This is a genomic window from Methylobacterium sp. P1-11 (assembly GCF_008329595.1).
Taxonomy (GTDB): Bacteria; Pseudomonadota; Alphaproteobacteria; order Rhizobiales; family Beijerinckiaceae; genus Methylobacterium.
In genome coordinates, this window is the sequence record NZ_NPKS01000010.1 from 1 (window position 1) to 17,781 (window position 17,781).

17 protein-coding genes are annotated in these 17,781 nt (G+C 69.8%); 16 read left to right on the forward strand and 1 reads right to left on the reverse strand.

What is annotated here, in order from left to right; all coding sequences use genetic code 11:
• Positions 1 to 436 precede the first annotated feature (436 nt).
• The 13 genes from CIW48_RS11960 to dxr all read left to right on the forward strand — a co-directional run bounded on the left by CIW48_RS11960 (position 437) and on the right by dxr (position 12,763).
• Positions 437 to 1,186: a pyridoxine 5'-phosphate synthase gene (locus tag CIW48_RS11960; RefSeq protein WP_149310979.1), complete on the forward strand. Its 750-nt coding sequence runs from the start codon at positions 437 to 439 to the stop codon at positions 1,184 to 1,186.
• Positions 1,183 to 1,593, forward strand: coding sequence for a holo-ACP synthase (acpS, locus tag CIW48_RS11965; RefSeq protein ID WP_149310980.1), 411 nt, complete (start codon positions 1,183 to 1,185; stop codon positions 1,591 to 1,593). The genes CIW48_RS11960 and acpS overlap by 4 nt, the downstream gene beginning before the upstream one ends.
• Before the next feature lie 188 nt (positions 1,594 to 1,781).
• Positions 1,782 to 2,567 (forward strand): signal peptidase I, encoded by a 786-nt coding sequence (lepB, locus tag CIW48_RS11970; RefSeq protein ID WP_091780884.1) that lies wholly within the window; start codon positions 1,782 to 1,784, stop codon positions 2,565 to 2,567.
• Positions 2,564 to 3,343: a ribonuclease III gene (gene rnc / locus CIW48_RS11975; RefSeq protein ID WP_149310981.1), complete on the forward strand. Its 780-nt coding sequence runs from the start codon at positions 2,564 to 2,566 to the stop codon at positions 3,341 to 3,343. The genes lepB and rnc overlap by 4 nt, the downstream gene beginning before the upstream one ends.
• Positions 3,340 to 4,356: a GTPase Era gene (era, locus tag CIW48_RS11980; RefSeq protein WP_149310982.1), complete on the forward strand. Its 1,017-nt coding sequence runs from the start codon at positions 3,340 to 3,342 to the stop codon at positions 4,354 to 4,356. The genes rnc and era overlap by 4 nt, the downstream gene beginning before the upstream one ends.
• 151 nt (positions 4,357 to 4,507) lie before the next feature.
• On the forward strand, positions 4,508 to 5,413 hold the full coding sequence (locus tag CIW48_RS11985) for a methyltransferase (protein WP_149310983.1): 906 nt from the start codon (positions 4,508 to 4,510) through the stop codon (positions 5,411 to 5,413).
• Positions 5,410 to 6,150 carry a pseudouridine synthase gene (locus tag CIW48_RS11990; RefSeq protein WP_149310984.1) on the forward strand — a complete coding sequence of 247 codons (741 nt, stop codon included), beginning with the start codon at positions 5,410 to 5,412 and terminating at the stop codon, positions 6,148 to 6,150. Before CIW48_RS11985 ends, CIW48_RS11990 begins: the two co-directional genes overlap by 4 nt.
• Before the next feature lie 342 nt (positions 6,151 to 6,492).
• Positions 6,493 to 7,560 (forward strand): 30S ribosomal protein S2, encoded by a 1,068-nt coding sequence (locus tag CIW48_RS11995; protein WP_091780903.1) that lies wholly within the window; start codon positions 6,493 to 6,495, stop codon positions 7,558 to 7,560.
• Between the two features lie 118 nt (positions 7,561 to 7,678).
• Positions 7,679 to 8,605, forward strand: a complete 927-nt coding sequence (gene tsf / locus CIW48_RS12000) for a translation elongation factor Ts (protein WP_149310985.1) — start codon at positions 7,679 to 7,681, stop codon at positions 8,603 to 8,605.
• A 454-nt stretch (positions 8,606 to 9,059) separates the two neighbouring features.
• Positions 9,060 to 9,782, forward strand: a complete 723-nt coding sequence (gene pyrH / locus CIW48_RS12005; protein WP_149310986.1) for a UMP kinase — start codon at positions 9,060 to 9,062, stop codon at positions 9,780 to 9,782.
• Between the two features lie 342 nt (positions 9,783 to 10,124).
• A complete protein-coding gene (frr, locus tag CIW48_RS12010; protein ID WP_149310987.1) occupies positions 10,125 to 10,688 on the forward strand; it encodes a ribosome recycling factor in 564 nt (187 codons plus the stop codon).
• Between the two features lie 19 nt (positions 10,689 to 10,707).
• Complete coding sequence (locus tag CIW48_RS12015; RefSeq protein WP_149310988.1) at positions 10,708 to 11,565, forward strand: phosphatidate cytidylyltransferase; 858 nt, start codon at positions 10,708 to 10,710, stop codon at positions 11,563 to 11,565.
• Between the two features lie 19 nt (positions 11,566 to 11,584).
• Positions 11,585 to 12,763 carry a 1-deoxy-D-xylulose-5-phosphate reductoisomerase gene (gene dxr, locus CIW48_RS12020; protein WP_149310989.1) on the forward strand — a complete coding sequence of 393 codons (1,179 nt, stop codon included), beginning with the start codon at positions 11,585 to 11,587 and terminating at the stop codon, positions 12,761 to 12,763.
• Positions 12,764 to 12,772: 9 nt separating this feature from the next.
• Here dxr and CIW48_RS12025 read toward each other — a convergent pair whose 3' ends face one another.
• Positions 12,773 to 13,411, reverse strand: a complete 639-nt coding sequence (locus CIW48_RS12025; protein ID WP_149310990.1) for a TetR/AcrR family transcriptional regulator — start codon at positions 13,409 to 13,411, stop codon at positions 12,773 to 12,775.
• Positions 13,412 to 13,549: 138 nt separating this feature from the next.
• Here CIW48_RS12025 and CIW48_RS12030 point away from each other — a divergent pair, with 138 nt between their 5' ends.
• From CIW48_RS12030 to CIW48_RS12040, 3 genes are all read left to right on the forward strand, one after another.
• The gene (locus CIW48_RS12030; protein ID WP_149310991.1) at positions 13,550 to 14,800 is read left to right on the forward strand and encodes an HlyD family secretion protein; all 1,251 of its coding nucleotides are present in this window, start codon (positions 13,550 to 13,552) and stop codon (positions 14,798 to 14,800) included.
• Between the two features lie 8 nt (positions 14,801 to 14,808).
• Positions 14,809 to 16,395, forward strand: a complete 1,587-nt coding sequence (locus tag CIW48_RS12035) for a DHA2 family efflux MFS transporter permease subunit (RefSeq protein ID WP_149310992.1) — start codon at positions 14,809 to 14,811, stop codon at positions 16,393 to 16,395.
• A gap of 166 nt (positions 16,396 to 16,561) precedes the next feature.
• Positions 16,562 to 17,716, forward strand: a complete 1,155-nt coding sequence (locus tag CIW48_RS12040; protein WP_091780931.1) for an RIP metalloprotease — start codon at positions 16,562 to 16,564, stop codon at positions 17,714 to 17,716.
• Positions 17,717 to 17,781 lie beyond the last annotated feature (65 nt).

Genomic DNA, 17,781 nt, shown 5'->3' on the forward strand with positions numbered 1-17,781 from the left:
CGGACACCTACCAGGACCACGACAGCCCCGAGAAGATGTACGCCCAGGCCGGGCTCGATGCCAAAACCATCGTCCAGACAGCCCTCGACACATTGCCGGAGCGGAAGGACGGCCGGTCGCGCCTGCGGCTCGCCTGAACGGGCCGGCCCTCCGGAAATGCAGGCCGGGTCGCTTGCCGTGAGAGCCCGCCCACATCCCTGCATCGTGGCGCCGCCGACCCGGGCGGCGCCCGATCCGTGTCGTCGCAGTCGGTCCTTCGTCAAGCTGCTCCCGATTGCGAAGAGAGCGCGACACGAACCGTGAAACACCCGGCCCTTCCCGTCTTGCCGCCGCGCGCGATCCTCCGCATATCGCCGGCACGGGGTGAGGGCGCGCTTAGCCTTCCGAACCCCCGGTAAGCCTGTCGCATTGCGCCGACACGGGGACGAACGAGCGGATGACCTCCGAAAAACTGCGCCTGGGCGTCAACATCGATCACGTCGCGACCGTCCGCAACGCCCGCGGCGGAGACTACCCGGACCCGGTACGGGCGGCTCTGCTCGCCGTCGAGGCGGGCGCCGACGGCATCACCGCGCATCTCCGCGAGGACCGGCGCCACATCCGCGACACCGACATCGAAGCGCTCAAGCGCGGCCTGTCCGTGCCGCTCAATTTCGAGATGGCGGCCACCGACGAGATGGTGGCGATCGCGCTCGCCACCCGCCCGCACGCCGCCTGCCTCGTTCCGGAGAAGCGCGAGGAGCGTACCACCGAGGGCGGCCTCGACATCGTCGGCGGGCGCGAACACCTCGCGCCGCGTATCCGCGCCCTCGCGGAAGCCGGCATCCGCGTGTCGCTGTTCGTCGAGCCGGAGCTGGCGGTGATGGACGCCGCCCGCGCCCTGGGGGCACCGGTGGTTGAGCTGCATACCGGCAGCTACTGTGAGGCCGCGCTCGAAGACGATGAGAGCCGCACAGCCCGCGAACTCGCCCGCATCCGGCGCGCGGCGGAGCACGGGGCCGGCCTCGGCCTCGAGATCCACGCGGGCCACGGGCTGACCCTCGGCAGCGTCGGCCCGGTGGCGGCACTGCCGCAGCTTCGGGAGCTGAATATCGGCCACTCGCTGATCGCCGACGCGATCTTCGTGGGGCTCGACCGAGCGGTGCGCGACATGCGGGCCGCCATGGATCGGGCGCGGCCGGCATGATCGTCGGGATCGGATCGGACCTCTGCGACATCCGCCGGATCGCCCGGACCCTGGATCGGCATGGGGAGCGCTTCACCCACCGGGTCTTCACCGATGGCGAGCGGGCCCGCTGCGACCGGCGGGCCGCCCGCGCCGAGGGCTACGCCCGGCGCTTCGCCGCCAAGGAGGCCTGCGCCAAGGCGCTCGGCACCGGCCTCAGCGACGGCGTGTTCTGGCGCGACATGGAGGTGGTGAACTTGCCCTCCGGGCAGCCGACCCTGCGGCTCGCGGGCGGCGCGGCCGAGCGGCTCGCGGAACTCCTGCCGGCGGGGCACGCGGCGCGCCTGCACGTCAGTCTCACGGACGATCCGCCGATGGCGCAAGCCTTCGTGATCATTGAGGCCGTGCCGGTCTCTGTCGCCGGTTGAGGCGGTCCTCGCGGATTAGCCGGCCACGGTCGCGCGTTGCGGGGGGCTCGCGCATGGTCTAGACCGCCGGTCACGGCGGACACGATTGCGGCGCATTCCTCGGGACAACCGCATATCAGGCCGCGCGCGGCGGGGCCGCGCCCCGCTGGCGGCGGGCGACGAACCTCAACCGAAGACGGAACGCGCGCGTGGATTACGACGGCAAGCCGCTCAGGAAACCTGCCGAGACCGGCACCTGGGCCAGCATCCGCGAGACGCTGAAGGTCGGCATCCAGGCGCTGCTGATCGCCCTGGTGGTGCGGACGCTGCTGTTCCAGCCGTTCAACATCCCCTCCGGCTCGTTGGTGCCGACCCTGCTGATCGGCGACTACCTGTTCGTGTCGAAATATTCCTACGGCTATTCGAAGTACTCGCTACCGCTTTCGGAATACATTCCGATCCAGGCCGACGGCCGGATCTGGGGCGCGGACCCGAAGCGCGGCGACATCGCGGTGTTCAAGCTGCCTAAGGACAACTCGACCGACTACATCAAGCGCGTGATCGGCCTGCCGGGCGACAAGATCCAGATGATCGACGGCGTGCTCAACATCAACGGCAAGGCGGTCAAGCGCGAGCGGATCGCCGATTACGAGACGACCGATCCCTACGGGCAACCCACCAAGGTTCCGCAATATATGGAGACGCTGCCCAACGGCGTGGTCCACCGGGTGATCGAGCGCGATGGCGACAACGGGTTCTGGGACAAGACCGAGCTTTACACGGTCCCCCCCGGTCACTTTTTCATGATGGGCGACAACCGCGACAATTCCACCGATTCGCGTGACCTCGCCAATGTCGGCTACGTGCCCTTCGCCAATCTGGTCGGGCGCGCCGAGATGATCTTCTTCTCGATCGACGAGGGCACCCCGGCCTGGCAGGTCTGGAACTGGCCGGCCCATGTGCGCTGGTCGCGCCTGTTCACGACGATCCATTGACCGGTCCGGACTTGGACGACGCCGCGCAGCCCCGAGCCAATGCCCGATCCCGCCGGGCCCACAAGCCCCGCCCGCCCCTGAGCGAACTCGAGGAGCGGATCGGGCACAGCTTCGCCGATCAGGACCTGCTCACCCGCGCCCTGACCCATACCAGCAAGGCCAGCGGCCGGGGCGGCAGCTACCAGCGCCTGGAATTCCTGGGCGACCGCGTGCTCGGGCTCGCCGTCGCCGATCGCCTCTACGGCGCCTTCCCTGAGGCTGACGAGGGCGACCTCTCCCGGCGGCTGGCCGCCCTCGTCCGGCGCGAGACCTGCGCGGTCGTGGCCGCCTCCTGGGAGGTCGGCCCGCACCTGATCCTCGGCCAGGGCGAGGTGATGGGCGGCGGGCGGCGCAATCAGACGATCCTCGCCGATGTCTGCGAGGCGATCCTGGGTGCGATCTATCTCGACGCCGGGTTCGATGCCGCCCGGGCGGTGGTCGAGGCGCATTTCCACCCGGGCGAGCCGACGGCGGCGGCGCGGGGCCGCGACGCCAAATCCGCCCTGCAGGAATGGGCCATGGGCCGCAGCCTGCCGATCCCCACCTATGTGGTGGTGGAACGCACCGGCCCCGACCACGCGCCCCGGTTCCGAATCGCCGTCCAGGTGCAGGGCCTCGAGCCCGGTCTCGGCGACGGCACGTCGAAGCGGATCGCCGAGCAGGCCGCTGCCCGGGCGTTGATGGAGCGAGAGGGAATCGGGGCCTCTGCGGATGCGGGGCCGACGGAGACAGCATGAACGCGCACGACCAGGACGATCACGACGACCAGGACGATCACGACACGCAGGACGGCCCTGGCGGCAGGCCGGGCCAGGAGCCCGCGCGCGACCCGTCCATGCTCCCGGGTACGCCCGCCGACGCACGGGCCGGTTTCGTCGCGCTGATCGGCGTGCCGAATGCCGGCAAGTCGACCCTGCTCAACAATCTCGTCGGCACCAAGGTCTCGATCGTCTCCCGCAAGGTGCAGACGACCCGGGCCCTGGTGCGGGGCATCCTCATCGAGGGCTCGGCCCAGGTCGTGCTGGTCGACACACCCGGCATCTTCGCACCCAAGCGCCGCCTCGACCGCGCGATGGTGCACTCGGCCTGGAGCGGCGCCTCCGACGCCGATGCCGTCTGCCTGCTGGTCGACGCGCGCAAGGGTGTCGACGCCGAAGTGGAGGCGGTGCTCGGGCGGCTCGGCGAGGTGAGGCGCGAGAAGCTGCTGATCCTCAACAAGATCGACCTGATCCCGCGGGAGCGGCTGCTCGATCTCGCCGCCAAGCTCAACGCCGCCGCGCCCTTCGCCGAGACCTTCATGATCTCGGCGCTCAACGGCGATGGCGTCGCCGACCTGCGCCGGGCGCTGGCCGCCCGGATGCCGCCGGGTCCCTGGCTCTATCCGGAGGATCAGGTCTCGGACGCGCCCCTGCGCATGCTCGCCGCCGAGATCACCCGGGAGAAGATCTACGACCGGCTGCACGAGGAGCTGCCCTACCGCTCGACGGTCGAGACCGACCAGTGGCAGATCCGGCCCGACGGGTCGGTGCGGATCGAGCAGACGATCTTCGTCGAGCGGGAGAGCCAGCGCTCGATCGTGCTCGGCAAGGGCGGCCAGACCATCCGGTCGATCGGGCAGGCGGCCCGTATCGAGATCGCCGAGGCGGCCGACGCCAAGGTCCACCTGTTCCTGCACGTGAAGGTGCGAGAGAACTGGGCCGACGATCCGGCCCGCTACCGCGAGATGGGCCTGGAATTCCCGCGAGGCTGACGCGCCGGGCCGCGCGCGGGAGGCTGGGCTTCCCGACCGGTTCCGGTATAAACGCGGTGTTCCCCCCGGATGAACCGAGTCGGGTGCGGGTTTACCCCGCTCCGCCGCGGATTTGCGTTCCGGAGCCGGCACTCCAGATCCCGAACCGTTCATGCGCCATGCCGTCTACGGCCTGCCGCCGGCCGACCTCGCCGAGGTCCCCGGCGACGCCGTCCAGCTTTCCCCATTGATCCCCGGCGCCGAACGGCTGGAGGATCTGTCCGAGAACAGCCTCGACTCGGCCACCGTGCTCGCACCGCCCGGAACGGTCGAGCGGCGCTACGTGCTGGCCCAGGTGCTGCGCGCCCTCGGGCCGGGCGGCCGCATGGTCGCCCTGGCGCCGAAGGATCGCGGCGGCACCCGCTTGGCCAAGGAACTGACGACCTTCGGCTGCGCGGCCGCCGACCAGCCGCGCCGGCACCACCGGATCTGCACGGCCGAGCGCCCGACGGCCCCGGCCGGCCTCGCCGAGGCGATCGACGAGGGCGGTCCGCGCCACGTCGACAACCTCGCCCTGTGCACGCAGCCCGGCATCTTCTCGTGGGACCGGCTCGATCCCGGCACGGCGCTGCTCCTGGCGAACCTGCCGGCCTTGAAGGGCCGGGGCGCCGATTTCGGCTGCGGCCTGGGCATCTTGTCTCGGGCGGTGCTCGCGTCCGAGGCGGTGACCGCGATGACGCTGGTGGAGATCGACCGCCGGGCCGTCGAGATGGCGCGCCGCAACGTCGCCGACCCGCGGGCCACGATCCACTGGGCGGATGTCCGGACACCCGGCGTGGTGCCGGACCCGCTCGATTTCATCGTCACCAATCCACCGTTTCATGAAGGCGGAGCCGAGGACCAATCCCTCGGCCGCGCCTTCATCGCGCGGGCGTCCGCGGTGCTGCGGCCGGGCGGCACGCTCTGGCTCGTGGCCAACGCGCACCTGCCCTACGAGGCGGCCCTGCGCGAGGCGTTCCGGATCGTCTCCGTCGCCGTGCAGGCGAACGGCTACCGCGTCTACGAGGCGCGCCGGTGAGCGCGGCAAAGTCCGTCCGGCTCGACAAGCTCCTCGCCAATCTGGGTTACGGCTCGCGCCGTGAGATCCAGAACCTCACCCGCGCCGGCGCGATCCGCCTCGACGGCGCCGAACTGGACGATGCCGGCGACCGGATCGCCCTCGACCCGGACCTGCCGGGCCGGCTGACGATCGACGGCGCGCCCCTCGATCCGCTGCCGGGCCTGTGCCTCATGCTGCACAAGCCGCTGGGCGTGACCTGCTCGCACAAGGAGGCCGGTGCGCTGGTCTACGGACTTCTGCCCGAGCGCTGGCGCCGTCGCGACCCGCCGCTCTCCACCGTCGGGCGGCTCGACAAGGAGACTTCGGGCCTCCTGCTGATGACCGACGATGGGGCTCTGCTGCACCGGATCATCAGTCCGAAGGCCCAGGTGGCAAAGCGCTACCGCGTCACCCTCGACCGGCCGCTGACCGGCAAGGAGGCGGACATCTTCGCGTCGGGCGCGCTGATGCTGGAGGGCGAGGAGCGCCCGCTGCTGCCGGTGCAGCTCGACGCCGCCGATGCCACGCATTGTGCCGTGACGCTGACGGAAGGGCGCTATCATCAGGTCCGTCGGATGTTCGCCGCCGTCGGCAACCATGTCGCGGCCCTGCACAGGGATCGTGTCGGCGGCCTCGACCTGCCGGCGGATCTGGCGGCGGGGAATTTCCGTGTGATGACCGCGGAAGATGTGGCCGCGGTATTCGGAACGGCGTGAGCCGTTTCGTGTGCTGGATCCCCGGTCCCCGTCCGCTTTCGCTGCATGGGGGCGGGAAGGATTCCGTTCTGTCGGCCGCCCCCTCCCGGACGCCTGGAACGCAGAAGCAGGTGACTCCGCGCCCCGGCCGAGGACGCGCCACGAAGCGGCTCCCAGTCCGTCGGCGCGAGTCCGGATCCTGGCCCGTTCCGCGCCTTGCCTTCCCACCCGCCCTCTGCTAAGCGCCGGCCCATCCCACACGCGGAGCCGGCCTCATGCCTGAATGAGGCGTTTCCGGTGGTCGTCCGAAATCTCGGGCGGCTGCATCCCTCCGCGGCGGATATAACCGGAGAGCACAAACGAATGGCCGTCGATTTTTCTATGCGTCAGCTCCTCGAGGCGGGCGCCCATTTCGGACACCAGTCGCACCGCTGGAACCCGAAGATGCAGCCGTACATCTTCGGCACCCGCAACAACATCCACATCATCGATCTCGCCCAGACCGTGCCAGCGCTCCACCAGGCGCTGCAGGCGGTGAGCGACACCGTCGCCAAGGGCGGCCGCGTGCTGTTCGTCGGCACCAAGCGTCAGGCCGCCGACACGATCGCCGAGGCGGCCAAGCGCTCGGCCCAGTACTACGTCAACTCCCGCTGGCTGGGCGGCATGCTCACCAACTGGAAGACCATCTCGGGCTCGATCTCGCGCCTGCGCAAGGTCACCGAGACGCTGGAGACCGGCGGCCCGGGCCTGACCAAGAAGGAGCGCCTGATGCTCTCCCGTGAGAAGGAGAAGCTCGAGAAGGCGCTCGGCGGCATCAAGGACATGGGCGGCGTCCCCGACCTGCTGTTCGTGATCGACACCAACAAGGAGCAGCTGGCGATCAAGGAGGCGAACCGCCTCGGCATCCCGGTGGCCGCCATCGTCGACACCAACTGCAACCCGGACGGCATCAGCTACATCGTTCCGGCCAACGACGATGCCGGCCGCGCCATCGCGCTCTACTGCGACCTGATCGCCAAGGCCGCCATCGACGGCATCTCGCGCGCGCAGGGCTCGTCGGGCATGGACCTCGGCGCCTCCGAGGAGCCGATGGCCGAGGAGCTGCCGGCCAACGACGACGCGGCCGTCTCGGTCGAGTCCGATGCCCTCGATCCGGCCGATGTGGCGATGCTCGCCGAGACGACGGAGCATTTCGAGCTGCTCGCCGCCCCGCGCGGCGCGCCGGACGACCTGACCAAGCTCAATGGCGCCGGCCCGCAGATCGTGCAGAAGCTCAACGACGCCGGCATCTACCATTACTGGCAGCTCGCCGCGATGACCCCCGAGGATGTCGCCAAGGTCGATGCCGACCTGAAGCTCAACGGCCGCATCGACCGCGATTCGTGGGTCTCGCAGGCTCGCGGCTTCGTCGAGGCCGCCGCCGCGGCCTGATCCATCGGATTCTCGCGGCGGCTCCGTCATCGGGCCGTCGCGGTTCCAGGCATACCGGGCCCGGCCGCTCACCCGCGCGCCGGGCCTCTCGCATCCAGACCACACGAAAGGGACCGCCATGGCCAACATCACCGCCGCGATGGTGAAGGAGCTCCGGGAGAAGACCGGCGCCGGCATGATGGATTGCAAGGGCGCGCTCAACGAGACGCAGGGCGATATCGAGGCCGCCATCGACTGGCTGCGCAAGAAGGGTCTCGCCAAGGCCGCCAAGAAGGCCGGCCGCGTCGCCGCCGAAGGCCTGGTCGGGGTCGAGTCCGCGGGCCACCATGCCGCGATCGTCGAGGTGAATTCCGAGACCGACTTCGTCGCCCGCAACGACGCCTTCCAGGCTTTCGCCCGCGAGGCCGCCAAGATCGCGCTCAACACCGACGGCACGTTGGAAGGCCTCCAGGCCGCCCATTTCCCCGGCGCCACCGAGACCGTCTCGGAGAAGCTGCAGGCCCTGATCGCCACGATCGGCGAGAACATGAACCTGCGGCGCGTTGCCAAGCTCGAGGTCAAGAAGGGCGTGATCGCCTCCTACGTGCACAGCCAGATCTCAGAGGGCCTCGGCAAGATCGGCGTACTCGTGGCGCTTGAATCCGAGGGCGACGTCGAGGCGCTGTCGGCCCTCGGCCGTCAGATCGCCATGCACGTCGCGGCGACCAACCCGGTGGCGCTGGACGCCTCGGGTGTCGATGCCGCCACGGTGGAGCGCGAGTCGAACATCCTGCGCGAGAAGAACGCCGGCAAGCCGGATCACGTCCTCGCCAAGATCATCGAGAGTGGCCTGAAGAGCTACTACAAGGAGGTCACCCTCCTGGAGCAGCCCTTCGTGCACGATGGCTCGAAGACGGTGAGCCAGGTCCTGAAGGAAGCCGGCTCCAAGGTTGGCGGCCCGGTGACCCTGACGGGCTTCGTCCGCTACGCGCTGGGCGAGGGCATCGAGAAGGAAGAGGGACCGGACTTCGCCACCGAGGTCGCTCAGCAGGCCGGTCGCGCCTGACGTTCAGTCCCGACCGCCCGGCGCGCCGGGCTGCACCGAGACCAGCCCCTTCCGGCTCCTACCGGGCGGGGCTTCTCGTTTTCCGGCACACGAAAGCGTTCCCGCACGCGTCGTGTTGCGCCGCACACCTTGGTTTGCGGCGCAGCGCTATTGTCGGGTCATGGCTTTGAAACCCTTCTCCTACCTGATGATCGGCGTGTTCGCGTCCGGTCTGGTCATGACCGTTCTGGGCGCCGTTGGCGTCCTGGCGGGCAGCTGAAAACCGGCACCGGCGCGCAGGATCGTGCCGGTGCCTCGTCGGAACGCGAGGGGCCTGTCTCACGACAAGCCGTGCCTCCGCTGCAATTCGATCGATGCCACCCCTCTGATCGGCCTCAGCCCCTCGACGCGGCTCCCGCGCCTGACGTAGAAGCCTCCCCGGTTTGCGCGATGCGGGATGGAGCCGGGAACCCCGATGCCGGATACGACGCCGTTTCGCCGGATATTGCTGAAGCTGTCGGGTGAGGCTCTGGCCGCTCCGGACGGGTACTGGTTGCACCCGCCAACCCTGGCGGGACTGGCCGAGGACATCGCCCGCACGATCGAGGCGGGCGCAGAGATCGCCATCGTGGTCGGCGGCGGCAACATGATCCGCGGGGCCCGGATCTCGGCGGCCGGCTGGATCGACCGGGCCACCGGCGACTCGCTCGGCATGATGGCCACGGTCATGAACTCGCTGGCGATCGAGACGGCGCTGAACGCGGCCGGCGTCCAGGCGCGAACCATGTCAGCGGTATCGATGCCGACCATCTGCGAGACCTACGCCCGGCAGCCGGCGCTGCATCACCTCGACAAGGGTCAGGTGGTTGTCCTGGCCGGAGGCACCGGCAACCCGTTCTTCACCACCGACACCGCCGCCGTCCTGCGCGCCGCGGAACTCCGCTGTGACGCGGTGCTGAAGGCGACGCAGGTCGACGGGGTCTACTCGGCTGACCCGAAGAAGGACCCGAGCGCCACACGCTACGACCGCATCACCCACGACGAGGCCATCGCCCGAGATCTCAAGGTGATGGACACCGCCGCCTTCGCGCTGGCCCGGGAGAGCAAGCTGTCGATCCTCGTCGGATCGCTGCACCCGCCGAGTTCGATCGCCGCGATCCTGTCGGGCGAGGCGCCCTCGACCCTCGTGGCACCCTAGACGGGGCGACCCCTGCGTCCGACCTCGGTCCGGTGCCTGCAGGCCACCTCGGCCTCCCGGGGCCGCGCAGCGGAGCCCGGGATCCGGACGCGCCGACAAGTCAAAGCAAGGCGCCGTCTGTGTTTCTGGGTCGCCCGCCTCCGGCGTGTCCCTTCGGGTCCGGGCTCGCCCCCGGCGCCCCGGAATGACGGTGGGCGACGCGCCGGCCCATCCCATCGACTCCCCCTGCCTGTACTCGTCCCGACCGGAAGACGGTTTGCGGCCCTGAAAAAATTCGTCCATTGAGGCCGCGATTGCCCGCGCCGGGCTCAAGATACCGTCAGACGTCTCGGGACGACCCTCATGGCCACACCGGAATTCGATCTCAACGACATCAAGCGCCGGATGCAGGGCGCCGTCGCCTCGCTCTCGAAGGATCTCGGCTCGCTGCGCACCGGGCGCGCCACGCCGTCGCTCGTCGATCCGATCCAGGTCGACGCCTACGGCGCGATGATGCCGATGGCGCAGGTCGCCACCGTCAGCGTGCCGGAGCCCCGGCTCCTGTCGATCTCGGTCTGGGACCGCAGCATGGTTACGGCCGTCGAGAAGGCGATCCGCGAATCCGACCTCGGCCTCAACCCGCAGACGGAGGGGCAGACCATCCGGCTCCGCATCCCCGAGATGAACGAGCAGCGCCGCAAGGAGATGGTCAAGGTCGCCCACAAGTACACCGAGGAGGCCCGCGTCGCCGTGCGCCACGTCCGCCGGGACGGGCTCGATCATCTCAAGAAGCTCCTGAAGGACAGCGCCATCTCGGAGGATGACGAGAAGCGCCAGGCCGCCGACGTGCAGAAGGCGACCGACCAGTACATCGCCGAGATCGACGGTGTGCTGGCCTCCAAGGAGAAGGAGATCATGCAGGTCTGAGGCGAAGGACGGGACGCGCGTGACCTCCGCCGCCGCACCGGCCGCGCGTCCCTCGGGGCGGCGCGAGCTGTGGCTGCGCGTCGCCTCGGGCGTCGTGCTCGGGGCCGGCGTGCTGGCCGCCCTGGTCTATGGCGGCTGGCCCTTCGCGGGGATCTGGCTCGCCGCCGGCATCGTCGGCTTCGCCGAGTGGATGGTGATGAGCCGCACCGAGCCCCGCGAGGTTCTGATCGCGCTGGGTGCGGCGACGCTGGGCGCGCTGCTGCTCTGCCAGCGCGGCGGCGCCCCGACGCCGGCCTGCCTCGCGGTCCTTCTGCTCGGCGCCGCCGCTTGCGCCACGGTGGCGCGGACCGGCCGGGGACGCTTTCGCGCCTTCGTGGGCGTGCTTGGCGCCGCCGCTATCGCGGCGGTGCCCGTGGCCCTGCGCGACGATCCCGCCATCGGGCTCGTCGGTCCGGCCTGGATGTTCGCGGTGGTCTGGTCCACCGACATCGCCGCCTATTTCGCCGGCCGGAAGATCGGCGGCCCCAAGCTGATGCCCCGGGTCTCGCCCAACAAGACCTGGTCGGGCGCCCTCGGCGGCCTCGTCGGAGCGGTCGCGGCCGGCACGCTCGTTCCGGTGGTCGCCGACCTCGCCGGGATGACCCTGCCCAGTGCCGCCTCCCTGCCGGTGGTGGCGGGCGTGAGTGCGCTGGCCTCCGTCCTGAGCCAGGCGGGGGACCTGATCGAATCCGGTCTCAAGCGCCATTACGGCGTGAAGGATTCCGGAAAGATCATCCCGGGCCATGGCGGCGTCATGGACCGGCTCGACGGTTTCTTCGCGGTCGCCGTGCTGGCGGCTCTCTATCTCGCCCTGCGCGGGGGCGGTCTGATCGCGTGACGATGAGGGAGTTGAACCCGTGACCCAGATCGTCACAGTCTTCGGCGCCACCGGCTCGATCGGCCGCTCCACCGCCGACCTGCTCGCCCAGCATGCCGACCGGTTCCGCGTCGGCGCCCTGGTCGGCGGCAAGGATCCCGTAGCCCTGGCCAAGGTCGCGCGCGAGCTGAACGCCTCGTTCGCGGCGCTCGCCGACGAATCCGCCGGCCCTGCGCTCGCCGAGGCCCTGTCGGGCTCCGGAATCCCCAACGGTGCGGGGGAGGGGGCCGTCATGGAGGCCGCCGCCCGGGACGCCGACATCGTCGTGGCGGCCGTGAGCGGCGCTGCGGGCCTGAAGTCGACCCATGCCGCGCTCCGCCTCGGCCGCAAGGTGGCGCTCGCCAACAAGGAGAGCCTCGTCTGCGCCGGCGACGCCTTCATGCGCGACGCGGCGCGCTACGGCGCCACGATCCTGCCGATGGATTCCGAGCACGACGCCCTGAGCCAGGCGCTCGCCGGCCGGCCGCTGGCCGATGTCCGCACCATGATGATCACGGCCTCGGGCGGCCCGTTCCGGACCTGGACCCGCGAGCGGATCGCCGCCGCCTCCGCGGCCGAGGCCGCCGCCCATCCGACGTGGTCGATGGGCATGAAGATCAACATCGATTCGGCGAGCCTGATGAACAAGGGCCTCGAACTGATCGAGGCGCACCATCTGTTCGGCATCGAGCCCGAGCGCCTCGATGTCGTGGTGCATCCGCAATCGGTGATCCACGGCATGGTCTACTGGCTCGACGGCGCGGTGACGGCCGAGCTGGCGCTGCCCGACATGCGGGTGCCGATCTCGCACTGCCTCGGCCTCGGCGACCGGCTGACCATCCAGCGGGGCCGCCCCCTCGACCTCGTGAAGCTCGGGTCGCTCACCTTCGAGGCGGCGGACGAGGCGCGTTTTCCCTGTCTGCGGATCGCCCGGGCGGCGCTGGCCGCGGGCGGTGCGGCGCCGACCGTGATGAACGCCGCCAACGAGATCGCGGTCGCGGCGTTCATCGCCGGCCGGATCGGCTTCTACGGCATCAGCGATCTGGTCGAGCGCGCCTGCGCGCACTTCGCCGCGCAGTATCGCACCGCGCCGGCCGACGTCGACGAGGCGCTCGCCATCGACGCGCATGTACGGATCTGGAGCGCCGAGGCCCTGCCCGAGCTGCGTGCCGCCGGCTGATCCTCCGGCTCAGCGCGTGGGGCCGTAGCCGGCCAGGAACACCCGCACCGCCGCGTCGACCTGATGGCGCATCTCGGCCTCGCCGGCGATGCCGCCCGCCGCGAACAGCAGGCGCGTCAGCAGCCCCGCCTGGCAGAGGTGGAGGAAGTGCCGGGCAGCGAGTTCGGTATCGGCGACCACCAAGCGTCCCGCCTGGACCTGCGCGTCCAGATAGCGCGAGAGGCGGTCGACGCCGCAGGCGGGTCCCGCTTCGTAGAAGACTTGCCCGAAGCGCGGGAACTTCTCGCAGGCGCCGATCACCATCCGTACCACCGACACGTGCTGCGGCCGGCACATCTCGGCGAGAAAGCTGGTGCCGAGACGCGTCAGCACGGCTGTGACATCCGGATCGTCCGCGTCGAGGGTGAACAGGGCCTCGGCGAGGCTGCTCTTCTCCTGGATGATCAGCGCCTCGAACAAGTCTTCCTTGTTCTCGAAATAGACGTAGAGCGTGCCCTTGGAGACTCCGGCCGTACGGGCAATCTCGCCCATGCTTGCGCCGTCGAATCCCGCCGCCAGGAAGACCGTCCGCGCGCCCTCGAGAATCTGCTGACGCTTGTCGCCCTCGTGCTGGGCCTGACCCCGTTCCAGTACCGCACCCTGAGCCATCATTCCGCTCCGCGCCCGTGACGCCGCCACGCTTGACCGAACCGTTCGGTCAAAATAACCTGTGGCTTCTTCGGGGGCGCGTCAAGTCGTGCCTCGTTATTGACCGAACGGTTCGGTCATTGATCTCGAGGCGCTGACATGTCCCTGCGCGAGGACCCCGATCGGCTCGATACCGGTCTTGAAGCCCGTATCGCCACGAGTGACGAGGAGCGCGCCGAGCAGCCCGCTTCGCCAGCGCCCGTCCCCGTTGCGGTGTCCGCACCGAGTCCCGCCGCGGCCGGGACAAGTCCGGCCCGCAAGCGTCCCTTGAAGAGGCTCGTCCTGCTCGCCCTGCTCGCGGCTGCGCTGGGCGGCGGAGCCTACCAGGGATGGCAATGGTGGTCCGTCGGGCGGTTCTTCGTCTCCACCGACGACGCCTATGTCCAGGCCGATATCTCGGTGCTCGCCGCCAAGGTCTCCGGCTACTTGGAATCCGTCCCGGTGGTGAACGGTCTCGCGGTCAGGAAGGGCGACGTCATCGCCAAGCTCGACGACGGCGATTACCGCCTCGCGCTGCAGGCGGCTCAGGACAAGCTCGCCACGCAGGAGAGCACGATCGCACGGATCGCCCGGCAGGCCGAGGCCGCCCAGGCGCAGGTCGCCCAGGCCGCCGCGCAACTCGACGCGACCCGCGCCGACGCAGTCCGCGCCCAGGCCGATTTCACCCGGGCGACGCAGATGCAGGCGGATTATGTCGCCAAGTCGCGCATCGATCAGACCCGCGCCGACCGCGACCGCACCGAGGCTTCCGTCAAGGCCATGGAGGCCGGCTTGGTGGCGGCCCGCGCCAATGTCGATGTCCTGCAGGCGCAGAAACGCGAGGCCCAGAGCCTCGCGGCGGAACTCCGGACCGCCGTCGATCGGGCTCGCCGCGACCTCGCCTTCACGGAGATCCGCGCACCTTTCGACGGGGTGGTGGGCAACAAGGCCGTCGAGGCCGGCGCCTATGTCGGGCCGGGGACCCGAATCGCCGCGCTGGTGCCGCTCCAGAGCGTGCGGATCGACGCGAACTTCAAAGAGACCCAGGTCGAGCGCATGCGTCCCGGCCAGCCGGTGACGGTCACGGTCGACGCCTATCCGGACCGCGAGATCCACGCCGTCGTGGAATCGTTCTCGCCGGCCTCCGGCTCGGTGTTCAGCCTGCTTCCCCCTGACAATGCGACGGGGAACTTCACCAAGATCGTCCAGCGCCTGCCCGTGCGGGTGCGCGTGCCCGAGGACGTCGCTCGCGAAGGCCTGCTGCGGCCGGGCCTGTCGGTGGTGGTACGGGTCGATACCCGCGCCGGCGCGGACCGTTCCGTCCTGGACCGGGCTTCGGTCGCGCGTCCGATCAGCACCGCGAGCCGCTGAGACCGGCCATGGCCGCCACTGCAGCCCTCGCGCCGGGAGCGCCGGCCGGCGCCGCCGAGCCGCCCCTCGACCGCCGCCGCATGGTGGCGTTCGTCTGCATGGTCTTCGGGATGTTCATGGCGATCCTGGACATCCAGATCGTCTCGGCCTCCCTGAACGAGATCCAGGCCGGCCTCTCGGCCTCCGGCGACGAGATCCCCTGGGTCCAGACCAGCTATCTCATCGCGGAGGTCATCTCGATCCCGCTCTCCGGCACCCTGTCGCGGGTGCTCTCGACGCGGTGGATGTTCGCCATCTCGGCGGGCGGCTTCACGGCGATGAGCCTGATGTGCGCCACCTCCTCGTCGATCGGCGAGATGATCGTCTGGCGGGCGCTCCAGGGCTTCATCGGCGGCGGCATGATCCCCACCGTCTTCGCGGCGGCCTTCACGATCTTCCCGCCCTCGAAGCGGACCATCGTCTCGCCGATGATCGGTCTCGTGGCGACGCTGGCGCCGACGATCGGGCCGACGGTGGGCGGCTACCTGACCGACCTCCTGTCGTGGCACTGGCTGTTCCTGATCAACGTCGTGCCGGGCATCTTCGTGACGGTCTCGACCTGGATCCTGGTCGATTTCGACGAGCCCAATTACGGCCTGATCAAATCGTTCGACTGGGCCGGGCTCGCCTTCATGGCCGGCTTCCTCGGCTGCCTCGAATACGTGCTGGAGGAGGGGCCGAACCACGACTGGCTGCAGGACGAGGCGGTCTTCGCCTGCGCAATCGTCTGCGGAACCTCGGCGCTGCTGTTCTTCTGGCGGGTCTTCACGGCGAAGCAGCCGATCGTCGATCTCAGGGCCTTCTCGGACCGGAACTTCGCCAGCGGCTGCGTGGCGAGCTTCGTGCTGGGCATCGGCCTCTACGGGCTGACCTACATCTACCCGGTCTACCTCGCCCGGGTCCGCGGCTACTCGGCGCTGATGATCGGCGAGACGATGTTCGTCTCGGGCCTGTGCATGTTCGCCACCGCCCCGATCGCCGGGCGGCTCTCCGGCAAGGTCGATCCGCGCATCATGATGGGCGTGGGCTTCGTCGGCTTCGCCTGCGGCACGTGGATCGTCACCGGCCTGACCAAGGACTGGGACTTCTACGAGCTGCTGTTGCCGCAGGTGCTGCGCGGCTGCTCGCTGATGCTGTGCATGATCCCGATCAACAACATCGCCCTGGGGACGTTGCCGCCGGCGCGGATGAAGAACGCGTCGGGGCTCTTCAACCTGACTCGCAACCTCGGCGGTGCGGTCGGTCTCGCGCTGATCAATACGATCCTCAACGACCGGTGGGACCTCCACCTCACGCGGCTGCACGAGCGCTTCACCTGGGCGAGCACGGCCGCGGTGGAGCGCCTCGACACGATGCAGCGCGGCTTCGACGCCTATGGCAGCGCCGCATCCGACATGGCGCTGAAGGCCATGACCAACACGGTGCGGATCCAGGGCCTCGTGATGGCCTTCGAGGATGTGTTCCTGGCGCTCACAATCCTGTTCCTGGCGATGGCCTGTGCGGTTCCCGTGATCCGGAGGCCGAGTCCCGGGGCGAGCGGCGGCGGAGGCCACTGACGGGAAGCTCCGAGCCCGGTCGATCGGCGGGTGCGGAATCGGACGGTGCGTGCGGCCTTCCGCAGCCGGCTTGCAGGATTGGGTTGGCGGTCGGCACCGCCGATCTGCTAGACAGGGCGGATGGCCGGCCCGAGAAGCCGGCGCCGAGACGGCCAGGATACGGCTTATGGACTTCCTCAACGCGATGGGCGGCACCGCCGGCGGCTTCTTCGGTGCCGTGATCCCGTTCCTGTTCGTGCTCACGGTCGTGGTGTTCGTGCACGAGATGGGCCACTTCCTGGTCGGGCGCTGGTGCGGGGTCGGCGTGCATGCTTTCTCGCTCGGCTTCGGCCCCGAGCTGTTCGGGTTCAACGACCGCCGCGGCACTCGCTGGAAGCTCTGCGCGATCCCGCTCGGCGGCTACGTGAAGTTCCACGGCGACGTGAACGGCGCCAGCATGCCCGATCCCGAGGCCGTCGCCCGGATGAGCCCGCAGGAGCGGGCGATCAGCTTCCCGACCCAGCCCGTCTCCAAGCGCGCCGCGATCGTCGCCGCCGGGCCGGTGGCGAACTTCATCCTGGCGATCCTGCTCTTCGCCGGCGCCATCTGGCTCGGCGGCCGCTACGAGCTGCCCGCCCGGGTCTCGTCGGTGGAGCCGAACAGCGTCGCCGCTCAGGCCGGCTTCCAGCCCGGCGACGTGATCACCGCCATCGACGGCGAGAAGATCGGCGACTTCAACGCCATGTACCGCACGGTGACCGGCAGCGCCGGCACGCCGCTGACCTTCACGGTGGAGCGCAACGACCAGCCCATCACGATCCAGGCGACGCCAGCCACCTTCGAGGAGAAGACGCCCTTCGGTCGCCACCGGATCGGCCGGCTCGGCATCCGCTCGCCCGCGGGCTCGGAGGCCCGGCTCGTGAACTATGGGGCGCTCGACTCGCTCAACCTCGGCGTGAAGGAGACCTACTTCGTCGTCGAGCGCACGTTCTCGTATCTCGGCAAGCTCGTCACCGGCCGGGAATCGGCCGACCAGCTCTCGGGTCCGATCGGCATCGCCCGCGTCTCCGGCGAGGTCGCCAAGACCGGCGGCGTCGGCGGTCTGGTCGGGCTGATCGCCCTGCTCTCGGTCTCGATCGGTCTGCTCAACCTGTTCCCGGTGCCGCTGCTCGATGGCGGGCACCTGCTGTTCTACGCCTTCGAGGTGGTGCGCGGCCGTCCGCTCAGCGAGCGGGCTCAGGAGATCGGATTCCGCATCGGGCTCGCCCTGGTGCTGATGCTGATGCTGTTCGCCGCCTGGAACGACATCCTCAATCTCGGCGCCTCCTGGCGGAACACCTGATCCGAGCTCGGCGGGGATCCAGGGATCCCCGCCGGATCTCCACCGGAAACGCTGCCCCAATCCCG